The following is a 20230-nucleotide window of genomic DNA, read 5'->3' on the forward strand; positions in this document are numbered from 1 at the left end:
ATTGATATATGCCGGAACTACCTGAAGTTGAGACAGTGCGCCGCGGTTTGGCAGATTTACTACCTGGCCAATCTATAGTGCGAGCAAAAGTCTTTGACTCGCCTAAGAGTTTTCCAAATTCGCCTGCTGACGTTGAGCATTTTTTACACGGTGCGCGTGTAAAGGCGGTGCGGCGGCGAGCAAAAGTATTAATGATTGATTTAGACACTAACTACTCACTGGTGATTCATTTGAAGATGACAGGGCAACTTATTTTTCGTCAAGACTCTCGTCGTATTGCTCGGATATCCTCAAAAATATCTCGGGACCCACGTAAAGTTGCCCAAGATTTTTCTGCGGATACCACTCGCAATATTGGAGAGTTTGCTGGTGGTCATCCAAATGATAGTCTAATTGGCGAGTTGCCCGATCGATCGACACGAGTGCAGATTGATTTTATGGACGGGTCGCGACTATTTTTTAACGATCAGCGCAAATTTGGTTGGATGAAACTGCTGCCGACTGACGAGATAAAGAATCTGCCATTTATGAAAAAAGTGGGGCCGGAACCGCTTGATCCACAGACTCGTGCTGAAGATTTTATTAAGCGGATTCGTCGTCGCCAAAACTCAATGATTAAGCCGGCATTTCTTGATCAGGCGGTAATTGCTGGGGTGGGTAATATTTACGCCGATGAGGCTTTGTGGGCGGCAAAAATTCACCCTCAAACTCGAGTGAGAAATATTGGTGATGAGAAGCTGGCAACTTTATTTAACGAGCTACGCCAGATTTTGCAATTAAGCATTGATCAGGGTGGTTCAACGGATAAGAATTATGTTGATGCCGAAGGTCGGAAGGGTAATTATCTGACGTTTGCTCATGTATTTCGTCGGGAAGGTCAGCCGTGCCACCTTCATCCTGACCAGGAAATTGTGAAATTAAAAGTTTCTGGCCGTGGGACACATGTTTGTCCGGTGTGTCAGGTAGAGGCAGAATGATCTATCTTTTTTATGGTGAAAATGAGTTTGAAAAGCGAGCAGCGCTAACGGAGCTGATTGGCGGTGAGAATGTGGAGCGTCACGATGGTGAGAGTCTGTCGCTAAATAGTATGCAGGAAATAGCAATTGGTCAAACATTATTTATGGATTCCTCAAGATATTTGATTTCGAGATTAAGTGAAAATAATGAGGTATGGTCGCAACTACCAGATATGAAGTTTGACGAAAATAGGACAATTATTCTGGTAGAAGATAAAATTGATAAGCGAACAAAGACTTACAAATGGCTTCAAAAAAATGCTCAGGTTCGAGAGTTTTTGCCGTTAAGCGAGCGCCAAAAGCCGCAACTTTTAAAGTGGTGCCAGGCAGAGGCAAAAAATCGTGGATATGATTTAACGAACCAGCAGGCAGAGGTAATTGTTGGCCGCTTAGGGTTTGATCAGTTACGATTGAGCAATTTTCTGGACCAGCTAGCGTTAGCGGAGAACGTTACAGATGAATTGATTGATGATTTTATTCCGCTGGCGCGATCAGAAAACGTATTTGATTTGTTCGTTTCGGCGTTAGCGGGAGACCGTGATAAGGTTCACGCCATAATTGGCTATCTGGAGTCGGAAAGTGGCATTGATGGTGCTTATCAGACGATGGGATTATTAGCCTCTCAGTCAACCAATTTAACGGCATTAATTTTAGCGGATGGTGATAGTGGTGCGGTGGCATCAGATTTTTCTGTTAATCCGTATGTTTTACGGCGATTGGCCTCATTGTCAAAAGGTATTGATAAAAAGCGGTTGAGGCGAATTAACGAGGCTTTATTTAGGGCTGATTTACAGATGAAAACAACCTCGGTCAATCCGTGGCTTCTTATAGAGGTGGCTTTGGCTGACATCGGCTAGCATAAAAACACCCCAGACAGGCTGGAGTGTTATAAGAAAAATAACTAATGAATTACTTTTCAGTTTTCTTAGTAGCTGGCTTCTTTGCTGGAGCCTTTTTAGCTGTAGTTTTCTTAGCGGCTGCTGGTTTTTTAGTTGTAGCTGGCTTGGTTGCTGGCTTTTTGGCAGCTTCTAAAGTAACGCCTGCTTTTTTAGCAATTTTACTCAACGCGCTTTTTCGGCGAGCAGCAGTATTCTTTTTAATCAGGCCCTTTTTAACAGCGGTGTCGATTTCACTTTGAGCTGCAGAAAGCGTCTTGGCGCTTGGGGTTGCAGAGAAAGCTTTAACGGCAGTTTTGATATCTTTTTTAATGCCGATATTGCGTTCACGGCGTTTTAGAGTTTGTTTAGCGCGCTTGATGGCGGATTTGATTATTGGCATGTTACTCCTTTACCTCTATAGATTTGTATCGCTAATCAGGAAGAATTATACAGAAAACAGTCCAAATTGTAAAGAGGCGGTACAGATATTGACTTTATGGTAGTGCTTATGGTATAGTGATGCCAAGCGTAATTACAAAAAACAAACATAGGAAAAGTCATGTCAAACGGATCAGCAAAACAAAAAGTAGTCCAGAGCATCAAGGATGTAACTAATATTTTGGTGACTGTCAGCTCCAGCCCGTCGGTCGATGAATTATCGGCAGCATTAGGACTGACGATTTTCCTTAACAAACTTGGCAAACACGCTACAGCGGTGTTTAGTGGTGATATTCCGCCAGCTATTACTTTTCTTAATCCCGATAAAACGTTTGAGCAGACAACAGATTCTTTACGTGACTTTATTATTGCCTTAGATAAGGAAAAGGCTGATCATTTGCGCTATAAACTTGTTGATGATGCGGTGAAGATTTTTATTACGCCATACCGAACGACGATTTCTGACAAAGACCTAGAATTCTCACAGGGTGATTATAATGTTGAGTTAGTTTTGGCGTTGAATGTTGAGAATAGTGAGAGCATTGATACAGCATTAACGGCACACGGTAAGATTTTGCATGATGCTACGGTCATTTCGATAACAGCGGGCGACGTAAAGAGTGGCTTGGGGTCGATTGATTGGCATGAGGGTAGTACTAGTGGTGTAAGTGAGATGATTGTTGAGCTGATTAATGACTTGAAGACGCCGAAGGTAACTTTGGATGAACAGATGGCAACCGCACTGTTGACGGGAATTGTGGCGGTTACTGATCGCTTTAGTAACGACAATACTTCATCAAAGGTGATGACCACTGCGGCAGAACTGATGGCGGCGGGGGCAAATCAGCAATTAGTAATATCAAAGATTGCCGAGAGTGAGACAGAAGATAAGCCTAAGGAAATTGAGCAAGTCAAAAAAGAAGTTCCAGCCAAAGACAAAGATGATTCATCTGAAGATAAGGCAGATGAAGTAGAGGAAGCCGAAGAATCAGAGCAGGCAGACGGAACGTTGTCAATTAGTCACGAAAAGAAGGGCGACGTTGATGAAGTAGCTGAGCAGACGGTAAAAGAAAAGCAGGAAGAGTCTGCTAGGGTTGCTGAAGAGAAATTAGCCAACATCGAGCCGATTAAGGAAGAAATTCGAGTAGAGGAAGAGCAGCCTAGTGAAAAAATAGTCTCTAAAGAGCTTTCCTTTGAGGAAACTCCATTGATGGGCGGCACGTTAAATGCGACTACTACGCAGGCTGCCGAGGATAAGATAAGGGCGCTAGCTAGTGACCAGAATAAGACTATCTTAACTCATAGTAAGTATGTGGGTGATAGCACACCATCATTTGGCGACACGCCGTTGAATGCGGCTATGGGGGCTTCTGATGAACCACCAAAAATTGACCCATTTGCTACAACTAATGCTGAACAAAGATTGTCGACAATACCTGTTGCTCCTCAATCTGATGAGTCAATTATTGCGGCAATTACCAATGATACAAACCAACTAAGCACGCCGTTGGCTGTAGAGCCAAATCAAGTTGGTGTCTCTCCTGAGCCTGTTTTAGCTGCTCCGTTACAACCTGAGAATACGGCTAACGAGATTTCTTTACCAATGCCACCAGCAATTCCAGATTTTGGTGCAATGCCGCCAATGCCGCCAGCGCCAATCGGTGTTGATACTGCTGGATTGCCGCAACTTTCGCCACTAGGCGTAGCGCCTGAACCGGTAGCCGCTGAAGTAGCTCCAGCGCCAGCGTTGCCGACTCAGCCAATTCAAAATACCGGGGAATTTAATCCAGGTCAATTCCAGATTCCAGGGCAAAAATAGTTGATGGATGAAATCATTCTTATCGATAAGCCACAAGGTTTGACTAGCTTTGGGGTGGTGGCGCGCTTACGGCGAGTTTTATCTAATCAGGCGGGTAAGAAAGTGAAAGTTGGCCATACGGGCACGCTTGATCCGTTTGCGACAGGATTAATGATTATTGTGACAGGAAAGAAATGTCGGGAAGCCGAGACGTTTACCAAGCTAGATAAATGGTATGAGGCGGAGATTATCCTGGGTAAAAATAGTTCAACTGGCGATCCTGAGGGCGAAATTGTCGAAGTATCTGATTATAAGCCGAGTTTAGAGGAAGTCCAACAGGTAATCGGTCAGTTTGCGGGGAAAATTGAGCAGACCCCGCCTATTTTTAGTGCAATAAAAATTAACGGTCAGCGAGCTTACAAATTGGCTCGCGAAGGGAAGCGAGTGGAGATTCCGAAGCGCACTGTGGAGATTTATTCGTTGGAATTGTTGTCCTATGAATATCCTAAGTTAAGAATCAAAACTCATGTTTCTAGCGGAACTTACATCCGAACATTAGCGGTGGATATTGGTGATAGATTAAATACGGGTGCGTATTGTGAGAATTTGCGGCGCACACAAATAGCCGATTATTCTATTAGGGAAGCGAAGACTTTAGCGGATTTTGGAATTACTATCTAATTGCAAAAAGCTGAGTAATTTGGTATAATGACAGGGCTATGATTAGCAAAGATAATAAAGCGAAAGCAATTGCTTTGACTCAGGTCAATAAAAACGACGTCGGTAGCCCACAGGCTCAGGTGTCAGTTTTGACGGCTCGTATCAAAGAGGTTACGGAGCATCTGAAGGCGAATAAGCACGACTTCATGGCGCGCCGCGGCTTGATTCAAATGGTTGGTAAGCGTAAGCGCTTGCTGAAATATTTGGAGCGAACTGATTTTGAGAGCTACAAAGCAGTTGTTGCCAAGTTAGGTTTGCGTAAGTAATTTTACGTTAGGAAAACTGCTTAAGTCCCCTTCGGCGAGAAGGGGACTTTTGTAATGGCAATTATTTTTTCAATTTGGCGATAAGTACGTCACGTCCGTCATTGGCGCCGCCTAAAGTACAGGAATAGAGAGTTAGTTGTGGCTGATCAGTGCGCTGTTCGATTTCTATTGCCTCTGGCTTAACGCTACGTTTTTCGCTGATGACATAAATGTAGCGCTCTCCGTTATAATCGATAACAATATCATCGCTAACTGTCAGCTTATCAATATTGTAAAATGGTGATTTTCTAAGTGTTTGCTGAGGGGTCAAGCCCATAATAAAACGGTGTGCGGATAAAACAAAATTGCCACCATCCTTCGGATTGCCATTCTCTGGTTTACGCCACCAAGCGCCGTGTTCCATAGTTTCTGCACCGCCAGGTGCGTACGGCAAATTAATATCAATTTTTGGGATATAAAGTCGATTTTCAGTGATTTTATTTTCTGTTTTGCTGATCAGTTGGGTGGTGGAGTTATTCTTTTGATCAATAGTTTGTGACAATATAAACGGTGTTATGGCAATAGCAAGTGTATACAGTCCGCTAATAATCATTATAGTCGCAATTATAGAAGGAAGGCGAACTTTCCAGTTTTTTGACTGTCTTGTTGACGACTTCAATTGTAGTGACATGACTCAATTATAGCACTATACTCATACTGTATAATCGTGGGTGGGGATAGGAGTGGTGTGCTACATGAGGTAATGGGGGTTGAATTATTATGATTTTTATGCTATAATTTACTATTATGAATAAAGAACCTACACTCCCTAATAAGCCACTCTGGGTGCCGGAAAGAGAGTTTCTTGATGAAGAAAATCGGCAGTCTATAATCAAAATCTTAGGCGTTATCGCAACAGATCGTTCTAACCAGCAATTTGCTGAAGCCGCGCGGGCAGCTGCCAATGATATTGAAAGTGGTGATTTGGCGTCAGGTTCGCGAGATTTCATGTGGGCGCGCTTTATGGGTGTCCAGCATGGCACTATGGAAGGTGGCGACGGTAAGGTGCGGGTTAATGAGGAAAACTATCCTAGGTTGCGACCGTTGGCTGAACAGCTACACTATGGTGATATGCGTTTTCTAGAGTCAAATCCGGCCGATAGTACCGTAGAGTATGGTAGTAGTATTGTTCTAGGTGGATCAGCAGAAGAGATGCCAAAACGTCTACAGGCTGCGCGAGGTAAAAATCCACGAGATATCGCTGTTCAGGACACGTATTTACTAGTTGGACAGCGCCAACGCTGGAGCGGTATACCGACTGAGAAAAATCCTGATGCCATTTTGGCGGCAGTATCAAGATCGCTTGGCGGTGTTGACATGGATAGGCTCAAGGAAAAATCACCTTGGCTACGGGATGAGCTACGCAAAAAGGTTGAGGCTGGTAGTTGGGGTGAAGCATTCGCCACGGAGATGGCGATTGGACGGCTGGGTCTTGAGGCTTACTTTGACGTGCATGGCTTAATTGACTGGGAGAATGGTATTGAGGAGACTGCACCTAGCGAAAGCCGGCCAAGTATACCGGGTGTTCCGGATCGAGAAAATGTCTTAGTAACGTATCACTTGCTCGATGGAACTCGTGCAACATTGCTAAATGCTGCTGCGGTGCCGAGAAAGCGCGGTGTTCCACGGCCAACGAGTGATAGTCAGATCAAAGAACTACTAGATTTGGGTGTCCTAGAGCGCAATAAAGAGTATCCTCTTAGTATCGTTACAGATTCACCGCACTATCTTCGAGCCGCTACTGATGTCGCTATTCGGATATTGGCACACCCCGAGACAAGGGATATAGTCATTGCTCCCCCCGTCTCGCCGTATAGGCCGTCAAGCCCAGAGAATGTCCTAAAAGCACTAGGAGAGATTCCGGCAACCTATAAGGCTGATAAGCGTGTTCACGCCGTATTGCGTGGCGAAGATCCGGACGCTAGAGAGCTGGCTGATTTGTAGGAAATACGAAGCAGCAAACAGAGTTAAACGGTTAGGCCGGGCGCCATAGGAGCAAATGTAACGTGTATTGTATGGTGAGCTGCCGTTCATCAAAGGAGATTGATTTTCAGAGTGGATTGTGTCTAGTTTTGGCTTTCTATAAAGCCTATAAAGCGCACACCGCTGTGATATAATAAAATACGCGAATATAACCCGCAGACGGTGATGGATGTGTGGTGTGTTGACCGGTAAACCAGCACGCATGCACCTGTTACTGTCTTTGCGAGAAAGAGAGGATCTATGGCAATTATTAATCCAAGTGGCAAGGAGATTTTTAGCGTTACCACTGAGTTTTGTGGTCGTCCGCTGACACTAGAAGTAAACCGTGTTGGCTTTCGGACAACTGGTAGTGTGCTGGTGCGTTACGGCGATACTGTGGTTTTGGGTAGTGCGCAGGTGAGTAGTCGTCCAGTTCAGATGGACTATTTTCCATTGTCAATTGACTATGAAGAAAAATTTTATGCAGCAGGTAAAATTTCCGGTAGTCGATTTATTAAGCGTGAAGGTCGTCCAAGTGACGAGGCTGTGCTGATTGGTCGGTTGATTGATCGTCCAATTCGTCCGCTATTTCCGAAGGGTTACCGCCAAGAGGTGCAGGTTGTGGCAACCGTACTAAGTATGGATCCTGATTTCCGCCCAGATGTTATTGCGATGATTGCGGCGTCTAGTGCCTTAATGCTAACTGGCACGCCTTTTGATGGTCCAGTGGCTGGTTTGCGTGTCGGTCGCGTCAACGGAGAATTTAAGGCCTTCTTAACTTCGGAAGAGCGTGAGAAGTCGGATCTTGATTTGGTGGTGGCTGGTATTGAAAGTGGCATCACTATGGTTGAGGCTGGCGCTAAGGAAGTTTCTGAGGAGACTATTGTTGATGCTATGGCATGGGCGCACCAGATGATGCAGCCAGCGATTGTCTTGCAGCGGGAATTGGCGGAAAAAGTTGCTCCAGCTACGCAGGAATATACTTTAATCTTGCCAGATGAATCAATTCAGCAGACAGTTGATGAGTGGGCTAGGGGTAAGTTTGGTGAAAAACTTCGTCGCCCATATCCAGAGCGTAATGAAATGATTAGTCAGATTCGTGCTGAATTCCATGAGTCGATGGCGGAAAAACTTGGTATGGATGAGGAAGAATATAATGAGGTACGTGGTGATTATGATGAGGCGTTTACTTTGGCGCTTCATAAAGATGTACGTCAGGGAATTGTTGCAGAACAAGTCCGTCCTGATGGTCGACAATTGACAGAAATTCGTCCGCTTAGCTCGGAAGTTGGCTTCTTGCCGCGCGCTCACGGCTCCAGTCTGTTTACTCGCGGCGTGACGCAGGGTATGAACATTGTTACTTTGGCGCCGCTGAGCTATTCACAACTAGTTGACACTATGGAAATTAATGATGGCGAGCGACGTTATATGCACCATTATAATGCGCCAGGCTATACAGTCGGTGAAGTTAAGCGAATGGGTAGCCCGGGTCGACGTGAAATTGGGCACGGTTATTTAGCGGAACGAGCATTGTTGCCAGTATTGCCAACCGAAGAAGACTTTCCATACGCCATTCGTTCGGTGACAGAAATAATGAGCCAGAACGGCTCAACGTCGATGGCAGCAACTTGTTCAAGCTGCTTGGCGTTGATGGATGCGGGCGTACCATTGTCGGCTCCAGTCAGTGGAATTGCTATGGGTCTGATGATGGATGGTGATACGCCGTATGTACTGAGTGACATTGCCGATGCTGAAGACTTCGCCGGTGATATGGACTTTAAGGTTACAGGTACAGCAAAGGGAATTACCGCTCTCCAGATGGATATGAAGGTGCACGGCTTACCGGTGGCGGTGCTGCGTCAGGCGATTGAGCAGAGTAAGGCTGGTCGAGCGCACATCTTGCAACATATGCTGAGCGTGCTAGCTACCCCGCGTAATCAACTTAGTCCGTATGCGCCACGAATTGAGAAGATTAAGATTGATCCAGATAAGATTGGCGCGGTTATCGGCAAGGGTGGAGAGACTATCAATAAGATTACCTCAGAAACCGGTGCTGAAGTTGATATTAAGGAAGACGGCTTGATCACAATAGCTAGCCCGAATAGTGAATCAATTGAAAAGGCACTGAATTGGATTAAGAGCTTGGTCGAGGAGCCAGAAGTTGGCAAGGTCTATGATGGTAAGGTTGTCAGTATTAAGGACTTTGGTGCTTTTGTAAATATCTTACCGGGTGTTGACGGTATGGTACACATTTCAAAGCTAGCTGAAGGTCGAGTTAATAAAGTGACTGATGTAGTTAAAGAGGGTCAGTTGGTTCGCGTAAAAATTACTGGAATTGATGAGCGCGGTAAGATCAATTTGACGATGATCGGTCTGTAAATGTATAATAATGAAAAAGCATAATTTCAGGAGATTAAATTTCTAATGGATAATAGCAATAATAATAAGAAGCAGCAAATACCACCACAGCCACAACTTCAACAAGCTACGCCTCAACAGCCTCAATTCCAACAGGCTCCACAACAACCACCACAATTCCAACAAGTCCCACAGCAGCCAGTCATGGAATCTCCATACCAAATGCCTCCAAAAAAGAAAATGAGTAAAGGTGTTTTATGGGGAATTATTGGCGGAGTAATTGGGCTAATAATCATCATCGTTGGTGTAGTCCTGGCTATTATATTCTTGAGTGGTCCAAGTAAGAGTGATTATAAAGACGCAGCAAGCTTAGTGCCGCAAATGAAACTGTCTGAGCCTAAGGATCTATTTAAGGATGTGAAAAAAAGTGATGATTACGAAGAGGTTATAAATAAAATTATAAACTCAGTTGACGAAGCTCATGCTAAGTTTGTCGCTAATAAGGCCTTTAAGGACAAAGATGTTAAGGAGGCTTACGACAAGTATCTGAACGCGTGGAATGACGAGATGAAGCCTTACTTAAAATATATTGCAATTTTTCATAAAGAAAAGGCTTACTTTAATTGTAGAGTTCCTCGGGCAAATAAATATTTTGAGAAATCTAAAGATGAAATCGAACAAGATTTTGACTCTGTCATGAAAAATTGTATAAACGCCCTGGACAACATGATTAAGTCTGATAATGATATTGCTAAGAAATATGGTGAAGACTTGAAAAAGCATTATGCGGAGATGAAGCAATATTACGTAGCAGCAGCAGCCTATAGGCAGGACTATGTAAGAACAAATGGCCAAACATCTTTGTCGTCACCTGAAGTTCCAACGACTCCAAGACCTAATTACAAAAAGGATATTGCTAAGAGATTGAAAGATAACCTTGATAATTTACAAAAAGTATTAGAAGATAAAGCCAATAAATAGATTTTTGTAGGTCATGAGCGCCTCGTTTTTACGGGGCGTTTTTTGTTAGAGTAAAGTTATGCCTATTATCTACTTCAGTAATTGGAGATATAGTTGACTCCAAGTTGCTTGTAAAATCTGTCTAAGGGTAGTATAGTAGATAGTCGATATCCATTATATCTAATTTGAGAAAGGACCTATATGAGATTATCAGGGGCTGTCGAACAAGCGTGTTGTATCATGGCAATTTTAGCCGATCCGAAACAAAAAACGCCGATAACTAATGATACTTTGTCGGAAAAAATGTCGGTTTCGCCAACTTATTTGAAGAAAATTAGTCGTAAGTTAGTAGTGGCAAAATTAATCACCTCGACACAGGGTGCCGGAGGTGGATTTATTTTGGCAAGAGAAATGAAGGGGGTAACACTACATGATGTAGTCTTGGCAATTGAGGGCAATGCGCCATTTTTTCAGCCTAAAGGAGTTATTGGGCGGGTTTTTGCGTCGCGCCGTCGTCAAGTGAAAATTGGCATGAACATGATTGAAAAAGTTTTTTCTGAGGCTCAGGAAAAGTGGAGTGAATACCTAAAAACTGTGACGCTAGAAGATGTTACTCGGGAGGTTTCTTGTGATTAAAAATAATATGGTACGAGCCGAGTGGCGGCATTTATTTAAAAACAAAATACTCCTTATATCTATGTTGGTGATCTCGTTTATTCCGATTATGTATAGCGGATTTTTCTTAGGTTCAATTTGGGATCCATACGGTCAAACAAAAAATCTCCCAGTAGCACTTGTTAATGAAGACGGGGGCGCTGTCTTAAACGGTCAAACATTGAATGTTGGTCAATCGGTGCAGCAAAAATTGAAAGATAATCATGATTTGGGATGGGAGTTTGTTAGTAAAAAACAGGCGTCTAGCGGCGTAGAGAGTGGTCATTTCTATGCCGTAGTGGAAATTCCATCTGACTTTTCGGAGAAGGTGGCGTCAATCACTGGCAGCCAGCCTCAACAAGCGGTTATCAATTTTACCACTACACCGGCCAAGAACTATATTGGTTCATTGGTGAGTAATCAGGCGGCCGAGAGAGTGAAGTCTTCAGTCTCTGAGCAAGTCACTAAGGCATACGCTAAAGGGGTGTTGGAGAGTATAGATAAGCTGGGGGTAGGTTTAGAGTCGGCTGCCAACGGGACGGCGCAGCTGCACAGTGGCTTGGCCCAATTCCACGGTGGCGTTCAAGCGTATGCTGGCGGAGTTAATCAACTAGCGGTAGGTCAGCATAGTTTGACTGATGGTTTGGTGCAATTAAACGGTGGGGCACAGCAATTGCAGACGGCTCTTAGGAAGATGTCAAATGGTCTACCTAGTGAATCTCAAGTTGCGCAACTAACAAGTGGGGTGAAGCAATTGCAAACCGGCATTAATCAACTAAATTATAGTGTGTATCACCCATCTCCAGCGATCCTCGCTCAGCAAAATAAAGTGCAGACTGAGGCTCAAGCTTTGGCGCAAACTGTGCAAGCGTCGGTGGTAGACCTATCTACGGCGGGGGCAGTAGTGAAAGATTTGGGTGCTCAGGCAATGGCTTCTGGTCATGGTATGACAACTATAACGTTGCCTCAAATAAGTAAAATCTCTCAGGCGCTTGGTAAGACGCAAACAATTACTACTCAGGTGGCTACATTACTTCAGGATTTACAAACGCTTACCCGCCAATTGTCGGAGCAACAATCACAACTACAGACAGGAGTCGCTGCGCTTAACAGTGGTGTGAGCCAACTCGTGCCAAATGTAAATACTGCACTTAATGGCTATAATAGTCTCAGGGGTGCAAATGGCCAATTACTATCCGGGGTAACGTCGTTAAGTGGTAGCTTAGCTAAGGCGCAAGCTGGTAGTCAGAAATTAGCTGACGGCGCTGGCGTGTTGAGTAATCGTTCAGGAACGTTGGTTGGCAGTAGTGCTCGACTAGCTAATGGCATAGATGTGCTTTCCGTTAAGTTGGCAGATGCTTCTAATAAGCTTAAAGCTCAGCCGACGGGATTAGCGACTCAGGAGCATATCGCTAATCCAGTTAAGTCGGAGACAACAGCAAAGGGTGATGTTCCAAATTACGGCTATGCTCTGGCGCCATACGTATTGTCGTTGAGCTTGTTTGTTGGGGCGATTGTTCTGAATGTCATTTACCCAATTCGTAAGACTTTTGCCGATCAGGAAAGTGCTTTTCGTTGGTGGTTGGCTAAGACATCAGTCGTTGGCCTGGCGGCTTTCGCTCAAGCAACGATTCTAATGCTAGTTATGGTCTACTGCTTAGGTTTGACTCCAGAACACCCAGTGCACTTTATCGGGGTAATTTATATGACGTCATTTGTCTATATGTCTATTGTGTCGTTTATGGTGATTACGCTGGATAACCCGGGCCGATTTTTGGCAATGGTGCTATTGGTATTGCAGTTAGGTTCAAGTGAGGGAACATTCCCGATTCAAACGGCTAATGGATTTTTCCAGGCAATTAATCCGCTGGTACCAATGACTTATTCCATCCGAGCGTTGCGCCAGTCTATATCAGGTGGGTTAGACAATGCGTTTTATGACAGTAGTATGTGGGCACTTGCTGGATTTTTGTTAGCAGCTAATTTGCTGATGATAAGTTTCTTTATTTATCGTGGTAAGCGTAAATTTGCTCACACCTCAGTAGATGGTGATGATTAGTCCTGTCTGACGATAACATTTTAAAATACCAGCGCCTCTTTACGTGGTGTTGGTATTTTGCTTATTGTGCGGCGCTATTTTTGACAAAATACAGTCAGTTTGTTATTATAGATAGTACTGATTAGAGGAATTTATTGTTAGATTAACGCCTCTATACTTGGGTTTTGAATTATATTGTAATAAAAAAGGAGTATAACAATATGGGTCAGCGGCGACTGGCAACACCTCAGAAGGACGATACTAAAAAGCGTCCGCAATCAAAAAAGAGTAATAATGCAGTATTAAATAGCACCACCACTCGCAAGGGCGAGGTGTTTCGTGCGCAGCGGCGGACGAGCGAGAATGTTAATCTCAGGGCGTCGCAGCACGTGATTGATATTCCGGTCAATAAGTCGGTCTATAATGGCTATGGCGGCGAGCAATTTAGCGCCAAAATGCAGCCAAAACGCACTCGCGGCGGCAAACCGAAGTTGAGGATTATCCCAATCGGCGGTGTCGGCGAAATGGGCATCGGTAAAAATATGAACGCCATTGAGTATGACGATGAGATTATCGTTGTGGATATGGGCTTCCTGTTTCCAGGTAGTGATTATCCAGGCATCAACTACATTACGCCAGACATCACCTGGCTAGAAGAAAATAAGCACAAGATTAAGGCTCATGTGTTTACTCACGGACACCTTGATCACATCGGTTCTTTCCGGCACTTTATTCACCGAATTCCAGCGCCGGTTTATGGATCAAAGTTTACTATCGGCATGCTGGACAAGTCGATGGCTGATACCGATACTGATTTTCAGCCGGACTTTCGAGTGATGGACCCATTGAGCCACGAAATTGTTCAAGTGTCGAAGCACTTTTCTGTGGAATTGGTGAGGGTTAACCACTCGATTCCTGACTCAACAGCGGTGATCATTCGGACGCCACTGGGTGTGATCATTGACTCTGGTGACTGGCGATTTGAGGAAAGCCCAGTTGATGGTCAGAAATTTGACCTCAAGCGGATGACTGAAGTGGCGTCCAAAGAAGGCGTTTTGATGTTCATGAACGAATCGACCAACTGTGAATCCGCCGGTACGCACACCCACACTGAGTTTGATATTCAATATTCCATCGGCCAGGTGATGGATAAATTCAGTAACAGTCGAGTGATTTTAAGCTGTTTCTCATCACAAGTGCACCGATTGCAATTGATTTTGGAAGAAGCGCATAAGCACGGCCGTAAGGTGGCGTTTGCTGGTTTTTCGATGATTCAGAACTTGGAAGTGGCGCTGCGCTCAGGAACTATCAAGATCCCGAAAGACACTGTCATGAAGATGGAAGATATCATCAAGCTGCCGGATAGCCAAATCACCGTGGTTTGTACTGGTTCGCAGGGTGAGTTTAATGCCGTACTGAGCCGTATGGCGACTGGCGCGCATAAATACATGAAGATCAAAGGCTCTGACGTGGTGGTGTTTAGCTCCAATCCGATTCCGGGCAATGAGAAAAACGTGGTGCGAACGGTTGATGGCTTAATGCGCGAGGGTTCTGATGTGATTCAGAACGGCAAGACACACTTGACGGGGATTGGGCCGCTGCACTTGTCGGGACATGGTTATTATGATGATCACGTCAAGTTGATTAATGCCTTGAATCCGACATATTACATGCCAATTCACGGCGAATTTCATATGCTGGTGTATAATGCTCGGTTGGCGGAAGAAGAGTGTGGTATTCCACGAAAGAATATCTTTGTGTGTGACGCTGGCGATATTATTGAAATTGACGTTGAACGGCAAGCTAATAAGGCGGGCCGAATCCAAGCTGGCGGCGTGATGTATGACGATACCGGTGCTATTGTTTCTGAGGTGGTGCTGAAAGATCGTATTCATATGTCTCAAGAGGGAATGTTTGTAGTGGTATTGACGGTGCAGCGCGGCACGGGGCGGCTGTTGACTAGTCCGGACATTATTTCCCGCGGTTTTATTTACCTGCGCGATTCTGAGGAATTGATGAATATGATTCGCCAGTATTTGAAACAGAAGGCAGCGCGGAGTTTTGCTGGCAAGTACGACCTAGACGTTATCAAGAAAGAAATTAAGGATGAAGTCACACATATTTTGTACGATCAGACGCGCCGTACGCCAATTGTTATTCCGGTGATTAATGAAGTTGGCGGCTTAAAGACGGTAAAATCGACGACTGCTTCAGCTTCTCCGACTGCAAAATCCACGCCTCGCAACAAAAAATCTATTGCTTCGGCGGAAGAGCCAAGGATGACTTTGCCAACCACGCCGCGCCGTCGTTTTCCGCAGCGCCAAGTGCCTGACACTGAGGCGAATGACACGAAGGCTCGGGAACGACAAGATTTTCGTCCGTATTAGTCCCGTAGATTGATTTTACTGATAAATTATGCTATAATACAACACGTATTAAATTGATATTTATATCTGTTAAGAAGTATAAAATCAGTGTATAATAAAAACGATTATGGCAAAAAAGCGAAAGAGCACGAAAAAGTCTACTCCTACCAAACCGCAACATAGTTTGCCGGTGGGTTTTTGGTCACAAGTAGGCGCGGTCTTATTGATTCTTTTGTCATTGCTATTGGTGGTTTCGTGGTTTGGTGTTGGCGGTCCAGTTCTTCAGTGGATTGATATGGCAACCATAAAGACGGTCGGCTACACTGCTTACACCTTACCGATACTATTAATTTATTTGGCGGTAGAAACTTTCCGGGCAGAAGAGAATCGCTTACCTACGGCGGTGAAGTTTGCGGCAGTTTTAGAGATTGTGTGGTTTTCAGGATTATTTGGGCTATTAAAGACGTCTTTGCGACCAGATGCCGGTGGATTTGTAGGCGATATATTAAATACAGCCACACTTAAAATGGTAGATTCGGCCATTGCTGCAATATTTTACCTGGTGTTGGCATTTATTACGGTTTTATTTATCACTCAAACATCACCATTTACTGTGTTTAGCAAATTGTGGCAAGCAATTAAAAGTAATAGCTCAGAGGACGATAATAATCGATCTATCATGAAGCAAGCGGCAAAGTCTCAGCCTACAGACGAAGATAAAAAGGTGAGTTTGGGGGATATTAAACTCAATGCTGGCGTGCCGATTATTGACACCACCAAGGAGAAGAAGGGTTTATTAAAGCGTACTGAAAAGCCAGAAAAGGCCGCTGAAGAGCAGGCGCTAGTGGCAACACGTGATCCAAATTGGCAAGCGCCAAGCCTGGATTTATTAGAGAAGAACGAAGGCGGTGCGGATGCTGGCGATACGAGACAAAATGCTCAGATTATTCATGATACACTATCCGAATTTAACATTGATGCAGCAATGGGTGATATAAACGTTGGACCAAAAGTAACCCAGTATACCCTAAGGCCACCAAGTGGTGTGAAATTGACGCGAATTACCGCGCTGGAAACGAATATTGCGCTTAATTTGGCGGCCCAAAGTTTGAGGATTGAAGCGCCGATTCCTGGACAGAAAGCGGTGGGAATTGAAGTGCCAAACCGCAAGGCAGCTGAGGTGCGGCTGTATAGCACATTAGTTTCAAAGCAGTGGACGGCGTCGCGCGATCCGCTCAGTTTTACAATTGGTAAGGATATTTCTGGGCAAGTCGTGGTTGGTGAGCTGGGAAAGATGCCGCACTTGCTAATCGCTGGGCAAACTGGCTCCGGTAAGTCAGTGATGATTAATACGCTACTGACGAGCTTATTGTACCGCAATAGTCCGAGTGACATGAAGCTGATTTTGGTTGACCCGAAACAGGTGGAAATGGCGCCATATGAGGATATTCCGCACTTGCTGACCCCGGTGATTACTGAGCCAGAAAAGACTATTTCAGCTTTGAAGTGGGCAGTTAATGAAATGGAGCGGCGCTACAAATTATTAGCGACAGAGAAGATCCGCAACATTAAGGATTACAATAAGAGGCTACAATCACGAGCGAAAAAGATTGCTATTGCTGATGAAAACGGTAATGTGCAGGAACATGAAGACGGTTCGATGCCGTACATTGTGATTGTGGTGGACGAAATGGCGGACTTGATGATGATTGCTAAGAAAGATGTTGAGGCGTTAATTGTTCGTTTGGCGCAGAAGGCACGAGCAGTTGGTATTCATCTGGTGTTGGCAACGCAGCGCCCAAGCGTTGATGTGATTACTGGTTTGATTAAGGCGAATGTGCCGGCGCGTATTTCTTTTACGGTAGCTAGCCAGGTGGATAGTATGACGATTTTAGACCAGGCGGGCGCCGAAAAGCTGCTGGGTCAGGGTGATATGCTATTCTACACACCAAGTATGAGTAAACCGAAACGCATCCAAGGTGCCTGGGTAACTGATGATGAAGTGAATAAAATTACTGATCATTTGCGAATGCAGATGGCGCCGCAGTACAACGATGAAGTAGTAGCTCAGCCAGTGCAGTTGAACGGCAAGGGTGGTGTAGTGATGGATTTGTCAGAAGGTGGCGATGATAAATTCAAGGATGCTGTGAGGGTGGTAGTTGAGCGACGAAAGGCTTCAACGAGTATGCTACAGACGAGACTAGGCATTGGATATCAGCGAGCGGCACGCATTATTGAAGAAATGGAAGAGCGGGGTATTATCGGTCCGCAGAATGGCTCAAAGCCACGTGATGTATTGATCTCTAGTCCAGAAGAATTAGATGAATTGTTGGCGGAATAGTATAAAAGATTGACCAAATAATATCTATATTGTATAAAAAACTTTATGAATGAGCATTTTCCCGGAAGTTATGACTTAGCCCCTGACCAAGATACTCTTGTCGCTATAGTACAAGCAGCAGGTAAAGTTCTTAAAGAGAAGGGCACTGAAGGGCTAGAGAATGGTCGCTATAAAATAGACGATAGTAGTGCTGCTGCGAACATTTTTACATGTAAACTATCGCCAGAAATAGTACATCATATTTTTTCAATTCCACTAGAAACCATTCGCGTTTCTTCGGACGGTGATGCGGAGGGGTGCGAAATAATCTATTTACCAGAATCTATGTTGGAAGACGGTAAACAATGTTCCGCTGAATTAGGTTTGTACGTTACTGAGGTGGTGGGTCGTTCAGGTGACTTGTCGCCACTTCATATAGAGCACAGCTGGAGTATTAGAGGTTGGGAAGGGCAATGCCTTGAGGGAGAGTATAAGGTCGAATATTCCATAGATGGACGACGAGTAAGTCCGAGTAATCTTGATCTAGAAAGTTTGGATTTGAGAAACTCTGAAGACATCAGAAGATTAATCGCTGACATAAGAAATAGCACTCAATCTCTCGGTGTTGACGATACAGACACTATCTATGAGCTCATTGACACGATATTACAGAGTGGGGTATAATATAAGTAGATATTAACCTAAGCTTATGTGAGACAGCATAAGCATCCGTAAATGGATTCCAGAGGAGGAAGCATGAACGAATACGAACTAACTGTTCTTATTCATCCGGATTTAGAGTCTAATCTAGATTCAGCGTTGGATAAGGTACGTGGTTTAATCGCCGATAACGGTGGTGAAATTACTAAAGAAGATAACTGGGGCAAGAAAAAATTGGCCTATACAATCAAGCGTGAAGACTTTGCAATTTACGTTTGTTTTGAGGTAAAACTGCCAGCGCCAGCTTTATTGAAGATTTCTAACACGCTTAACATTACTGACGAAGTATTGCGCTACCTATTGGTAAAAACTGATGAAAAAACTCGTCAGGCATTAAGCGAGCAAAAAGCACGCAACGAAGAAGCTGATTCAAGCGAATCAAATAAATAAGCCTAACTGCCGCAAGGTAAAAGAGGGGATAGAATATGGCACGAAGTATCAATCAAGTAATTTTACTGGGTAGATTGACACGCGATCCGGAGCAGCGAACAACGGCTTCTGGAAAGAACGTAGTTAGTTTTAGTATCGCGGTTGATCGACCAACTCAGGATGATCAGGCAGACTTTTTCAATATTACTGCTTGGGACAAACTTGGTGATTTGGTGATGCAATATTTGAGCAAGGGTCGTCGAGTTCTAGTCCAAGGGCGACTGCGGCAAGATAGTTGGGAAGATAAGGAAACTGGTAAAAGACAGAGTCGAATTGAAGTTACCGCTTCGGACGTAACGTTCTTAGATGGTCCGAACAATGACAATTCTGGTTCTGCTGCGCCAAAAACTACTAAAAAAGAGGAAGTTGTGACGGAGATTGACGATAAGCCAATTGACCTGAGCGAAATCCCATTCTAATAAGGAGATAATAATGGCACAATTGAAGAAAAATCCACCGATTATTTTTGATTATAAAGATGTAAAAACTTTGCAACGTTACATCAATGTTTACGGTCAAATCGAGCCGATTAGCAAGACTGGTTTAAGCGAAAAGCAGCAGAGAAGTTTGGCAGTGGCAATTAAGCGCGCTCGTCATTTGGCGCTATTGCCTTTTGTCAGTAGCAACTAGGAACGTTTAATGCGCAATATCTCGTTGCTATGATATATTTGGCAGCGAGATATTTTATTGGAAAGGAGAAAATATGTATCAGCCAACTGATTTGAAAAAGGGAGCAGTTTGCCAGATTGACGGTAAGCCGTATCGGGTTGTGGAATACGGACAGAAGGTTATGGGCCGTGGTGGCTCAATCGTTAATGTGAAGCTGAAGAACTTGATTGACGGTAGCGTTATTCCGAAGACGTTTAAGGGTCAAGAGCGCATTGAGGCTGCGGAAGTAAATAATAAAACTGCGCAATATCTATATAACGATGGTGATAAATTCTACTTTATGGATCCGGTTAGTTTTGAGCAGTTTGAATTAGCGGCGGAAATCGTGGATGACGCTAGTAAATACTTGAAGGAAGGTGACGAATTGAACTTACAATTCTTTGACGGTCGAGTGATCAACGTTGAACTACCAAAGAATAAGTATCTGGAGGTTATTTACACAGAAGATGTGGTTAAGGGTGATACGACTTCATCTGTGCTAAAAGACGCTACTTTGGAGACGGGGCTAGTTGTCAAAGTTCCAGCATTTATTAAGCAGGGTGATATTATTAGCGTTGACACATCCACTGGTGAATATCGCGAACGAAAGAAGTAGCAGT

General features: G+C 44.2%; 18 protein-coding genes and 1 pseudogene. 17 read left to right on the forward strand and 2 right to left on the reverse strand.

Features of this window, described 5'->3' with window-relative positions; all coding sequences use genetic code 11:
- The first annotated feature begins 8 nt into the window (after nt 1–8).
- Together mutM and holA are read left to right on the forward strand one after the other, a co-directional pair.
- Nucleotides 9–977: a bifunctional DNA-formamidopyrimidine glycosylase/DNA-(apurinic or apyrimidinic site) lyase gene (mutM, locus tag TM074_RS00330; RefSeq protein ID WP_369000430.1), complete on the forward strand. Its 969-nt coding sequence runs from the start codon at nt 9–11 to the stop codon at nt 975–977.
- A complete protein-coding gene (holA, locus tag TM074_RS00335; protein ID WP_369000431.1) occupies nt 974–1873 on the forward strand; it encodes a DNA polymerase III subunit delta in 900 nt (299 codons plus the stop codon). Before mutM ends, holA begins: the two co-directional genes overlap by 4 nt.
- A 190-nt stretch (nt 1874–2063) precedes the next feature.
- On the opposite strand, the pseudogene rpsT reads toward holA, so the two are convergent.
- Nucleotides 2064–2294: pseudogene (gene rpsT, locus TM074_RS00340) on the reverse strand (30S ribosomal protein S20); the annotation flags it as partial.
- 159 nt (nt 2295–2453) lie between these two features.
- Between rpsT and TM074_RS00345 the strand changes: the two are divergent.
- From TM074_RS00345 to rpsO, 3 genes are read left to right on the forward strand one after another with little or no spacing between them, the layout of a single operon-like run.
- Complete coding sequence (locus tag TM074_RS00345) at nt 2454–4151, forward strand: hypothetical protein (protein WP_369000432.1); 1698 nt, start codon at nt 2454–2456, stop codon at nt 4149–4151.
- A 3-nt stretch (nt 4152–4154) separates the two neighbouring features.
- The gene (gene truB / locus TM074_RS00350; RefSeq protein WP_369000433.1) at nt 4155–4811 is read left to right on the forward strand and encodes a tRNA pseudouridine(55) synthase TruB; all 657 of its coding nucleotides are present in this window, start codon (nt 4155–4157) and stop codon (nt 4809–4811) included.
- Between the two features lie 38 nt (nt 4812–4849).
- Nucleotides 4850–5116, forward strand: coding sequence for a 30S ribosomal protein S15 (gene rpsO / locus TM074_RS00355; protein ID WP_039326777.1), 267 nt, complete (start codon nt 4850–4852; stop codon nt 5114–5116).
- Between the two features lie 61 nt (nt 5117–5177).
- Here rpsO and TM074_RS00360 read toward each other — a convergent pair whose 3' ends face one another.
- Nucleotides 5178–5786: a sortase gene (locus TM074_RS00360; protein WP_369000434.1), complete on the reverse strand. Its 609-nt coding sequence runs from the start codon at nt 5784–5786 to the stop codon at nt 5178–5180.
- Between the two features lie 116 nt (nt 5787–5902).
- Between TM074_RS00360 and TM074_RS00365 the strand changes: the two genes are divergently transcribed.
- The 12 genes from TM074_RS00365 to efp all read left to right on the forward strand — a co-directional run bounded on the left by TM074_RS00365 (nt 5903) and on the right by efp (nt 20226).
- Nucleotides 5903–7099 (forward strand): hypothetical protein, encoded by a 1197-nt coding sequence (locus tag TM074_RS00365; RefSeq protein ID WP_369000435.1) that lies wholly within the window; start codon nt 5903–5905, stop codon nt 7097–7099.
- 279 nt (nt 7100–7378) lie between these two features.
- Nucleotides 7379–9496, forward strand: a complete 2118-nt coding sequence (gene pnp, locus TM074_RS00370; protein WP_369000436.1) for a polyribonucleotide nucleotidyltransferase — start codon at nt 7379–7381, stop codon at nt 9494–9496.
- 45 nt (nt 9497–9541) lie between these two features.
- Entirely contained in the window at nt 9542–10456 is a 915-nt protein-coding gene (locus tag TM074_RS00375) for a hypothetical protein (protein ID WP_369000437.1), read from the forward strand.
- A 180-nt stretch (nt 10457–10636) separates the two neighbouring features.
- Nucleotides 10637–11071 (forward strand): Rrf2 family transcriptional regulator, encoded by a 435-nt coding sequence (locus tag TM074_RS00380; protein WP_369000438.1) that lies wholly within the window; start codon nt 10637–10639, stop codon nt 11069–11071.
- A gap of 61 nt (nt 11072–11132) precedes the next feature.
- On the forward strand, nt 11133–13148 hold the full coding sequence (locus TM074_RS00385; RefSeq protein ID WP_369000439.1) for a YhgE/Pip family protein: 2016 nt from the start codon (nt 11133–11135) through the stop codon (nt 13146–13148).
- Nucleotides 13149–13348: 200 nt separating this feature from the next.
- Complete coding sequence (locus TM074_RS00390) at nt 13349–15514, forward strand: ribonuclease J (protein WP_369000440.1); 2166 nt, start codon at nt 13349–13351, stop codon at nt 15512–15514.
- 106 nt (nt 15515–15620) lie between these two features.
- Nucleotides 15621–17834 carry a DNA translocase FtsK 4TM domain-containing protein gene (locus tag TM074_RS00395; RefSeq protein WP_369000441.1) on the forward strand — a complete coding sequence of 738 codons (2214 nt, stop codon included), beginning with the start codon at nt 15621–15623 and terminating at the stop codon, nt 17832–17834.
- Nucleotides 17835–17879: 45 nt separating this feature from the next.
- On the forward strand, nt 17880–18497 hold the full coding sequence (locus TM074_RS00400; RefSeq protein ID WP_369000442.1) for a hypothetical protein: 618 nt from the start codon (nt 17880–17882) through the stop codon (nt 18495–18497).
- Between the two features lie 72 nt (nt 18498–18569).
- Nucleotides 18570–18923 (forward strand): 30S ribosomal protein S6, encoded by a 354-nt coding sequence (rpsF, locus tag TM074_RS00405; RefSeq protein ID WP_369000443.1) that lies wholly within the window; start codon nt 18570–18572, stop codon nt 18921–18923.
- A gap of 35 nt (nt 18924–18958) precedes the next feature.
- Nucleotides 18959–19381 carry a single-stranded DNA-binding protein gene (locus TM074_RS00410; protein ID WP_039326790.1) on the forward strand — a complete coding sequence of 141 codons (423 nt, stop codon included), beginning with the start codon at nt 18959–18961 and terminating at the stop codon, nt 19379–19381.
- Nucleotides 19382–19394: 13 nt separating this feature from the next.
- Nucleotides 19395–19592: a 30S ribosomal protein S18 gene (gene rpsR, locus TM074_RS00415; protein ID WP_129634767.1), complete on the forward strand. Its 198-nt coding sequence runs from the start codon at nt 19395–19397 to the stop codon at nt 19590–19592.
- Nucleotides 19593–19665: 73 nt separating this feature from the next.
- On the forward strand, nt 19666–20226 hold the full coding sequence (gene efp, locus TM074_RS00420) for an elongation factor P (protein WP_369000444.1): 561 nt from the start codon (nt 19666–19668) through the stop codon (nt 20224–20226).
- Nucleotides 20227–20230 lie beyond the last annotated feature (4 nt).

This window comes from Candidatus Nanosynbacter sp. TM7-074 (assembly GCF_041006295.1).
In the GTDB taxonomy this organism is placed as follows: Bacteria; Patescibacteriota; Saccharimonadia; order Saccharimonadales; family Saccharimonadaceae; genus Nanosynbacter.

Bases quoted from the DNA above. Each gene is read 5' to 3' on its own strand.
- TM074_RS00400 (WP_369000442.1), top strand. From the start codon at position 17,880: ATGAATGAGCATTTTCCCGGAAGTTATGACTTAGCCCCTGACCAAGAT.
- holA (WP_369000431.1), top strand. From the start codon at position 974: ATGATCTATCTTTTTTATGGTGAAAATGAGTTTGAAAAGCGAGCAGCG.
- TM074_RS00365 (WP_369000435.1), top strand. From the start codon at position 5,903: ATGAATAAAGAACCTACACTCCCTAATAAGCCACTCTGGGTGCCGGAA.
- TM074_RS00375 (WP_369000437.1), top strand. From the start codon at position 9,542: ATGGATAATAGCAATAATAATAAGAAGCAGCAAATACCACCACAGCCA.
- TM074_RS00395 (WP_369000441.1), top strand. From the start codon at position 15,621: ATGGCAAAAAAGCGAAAGAGCACGAAAAAGTCTACTCCTACCAAACCG.
- pnp (WP_369000436.1), top strand. From the start codon at position 7,379: ATGGCAATTATTAATCCAAGTGGCAAGGAGATTTTTAGCGTTACCACT.
- TM074_RS00360 (WP_369000434.1), bottom strand. From the start codon at position 5,786: ATGTCACTACAATTGAAGTCGTCAACAAGACAGTCAAAAAACTGGAAA.
- rpsF (WP_369000443.1), top strand. From the start codon at position 18,570: ATGAACGAATACGAACTAACTGTTCTTATTCATCCGGATTTAGAGTCT.
- TM074_RS00390 (WP_369000440.1), top strand. From the start codon at position 13,349: ATGGGTCAGCGGCGACTGGCAACACCTCAGAAGGACGATACTAAAAAG.
- TM074_RS00345 (WP_369000432.1), top strand. From the start codon at position 2,454: ATGTCAAACGGATCAGCAAAACAAAAAGTAGTCCAGAGCATCAAGGAT.
- truB (WP_369000433.1), top strand. From the start codon at position 4,155: ATGGATGAAATCATTCTTATCGATAAGCCACAAGGTTTGACTAGCTTT.
- efp (WP_369000444.1), top strand. From the start codon at position 19,666: ATGTATCAGCCAACTGATTTGAAAAAGGGAGCAGTTTGCCAGATTGAC.
- mutM (WP_369000430.1), top strand. From the start codon at position 9: ATGCCGGAACTACCTGAAGTTGAGACAGTGCGCCGCGGTTTGGCAGAT.
- rpsO (WP_039326777.1), top strand. From the start codon at position 4,850: ATGATTAGCAAAGATAATAAAGCGAAAGCAATTGCTTTGACTCAGGTC.
- rpsR (WP_129634767.1), top strand. From the start codon at position 19,395: ATGGCACAATTGAAGAAAAATCCACCGATTATTTTTGATTATAAAGAT.
- TM074_RS00385 (WP_369000439.1), top strand. From the start codon at position 11,133: ATGTTGGTGATCTCGTTTATTCCGATTATGTATAGCGGATTTTTCTTA.
- TM074_RS00380 (WP_369000438.1), top strand. From the start codon at position 10,637: ATGAGATTATCAGGGGCTGTCGAACAAGCGTGTTGTATCATGGCAATT.
- TM074_RS00410 (WP_039326790.1), top strand. From the start codon at position 18,959: ATGGCACGAAGTATCAATCAAGTAATTTTACTGGGTAGATTGACACGC.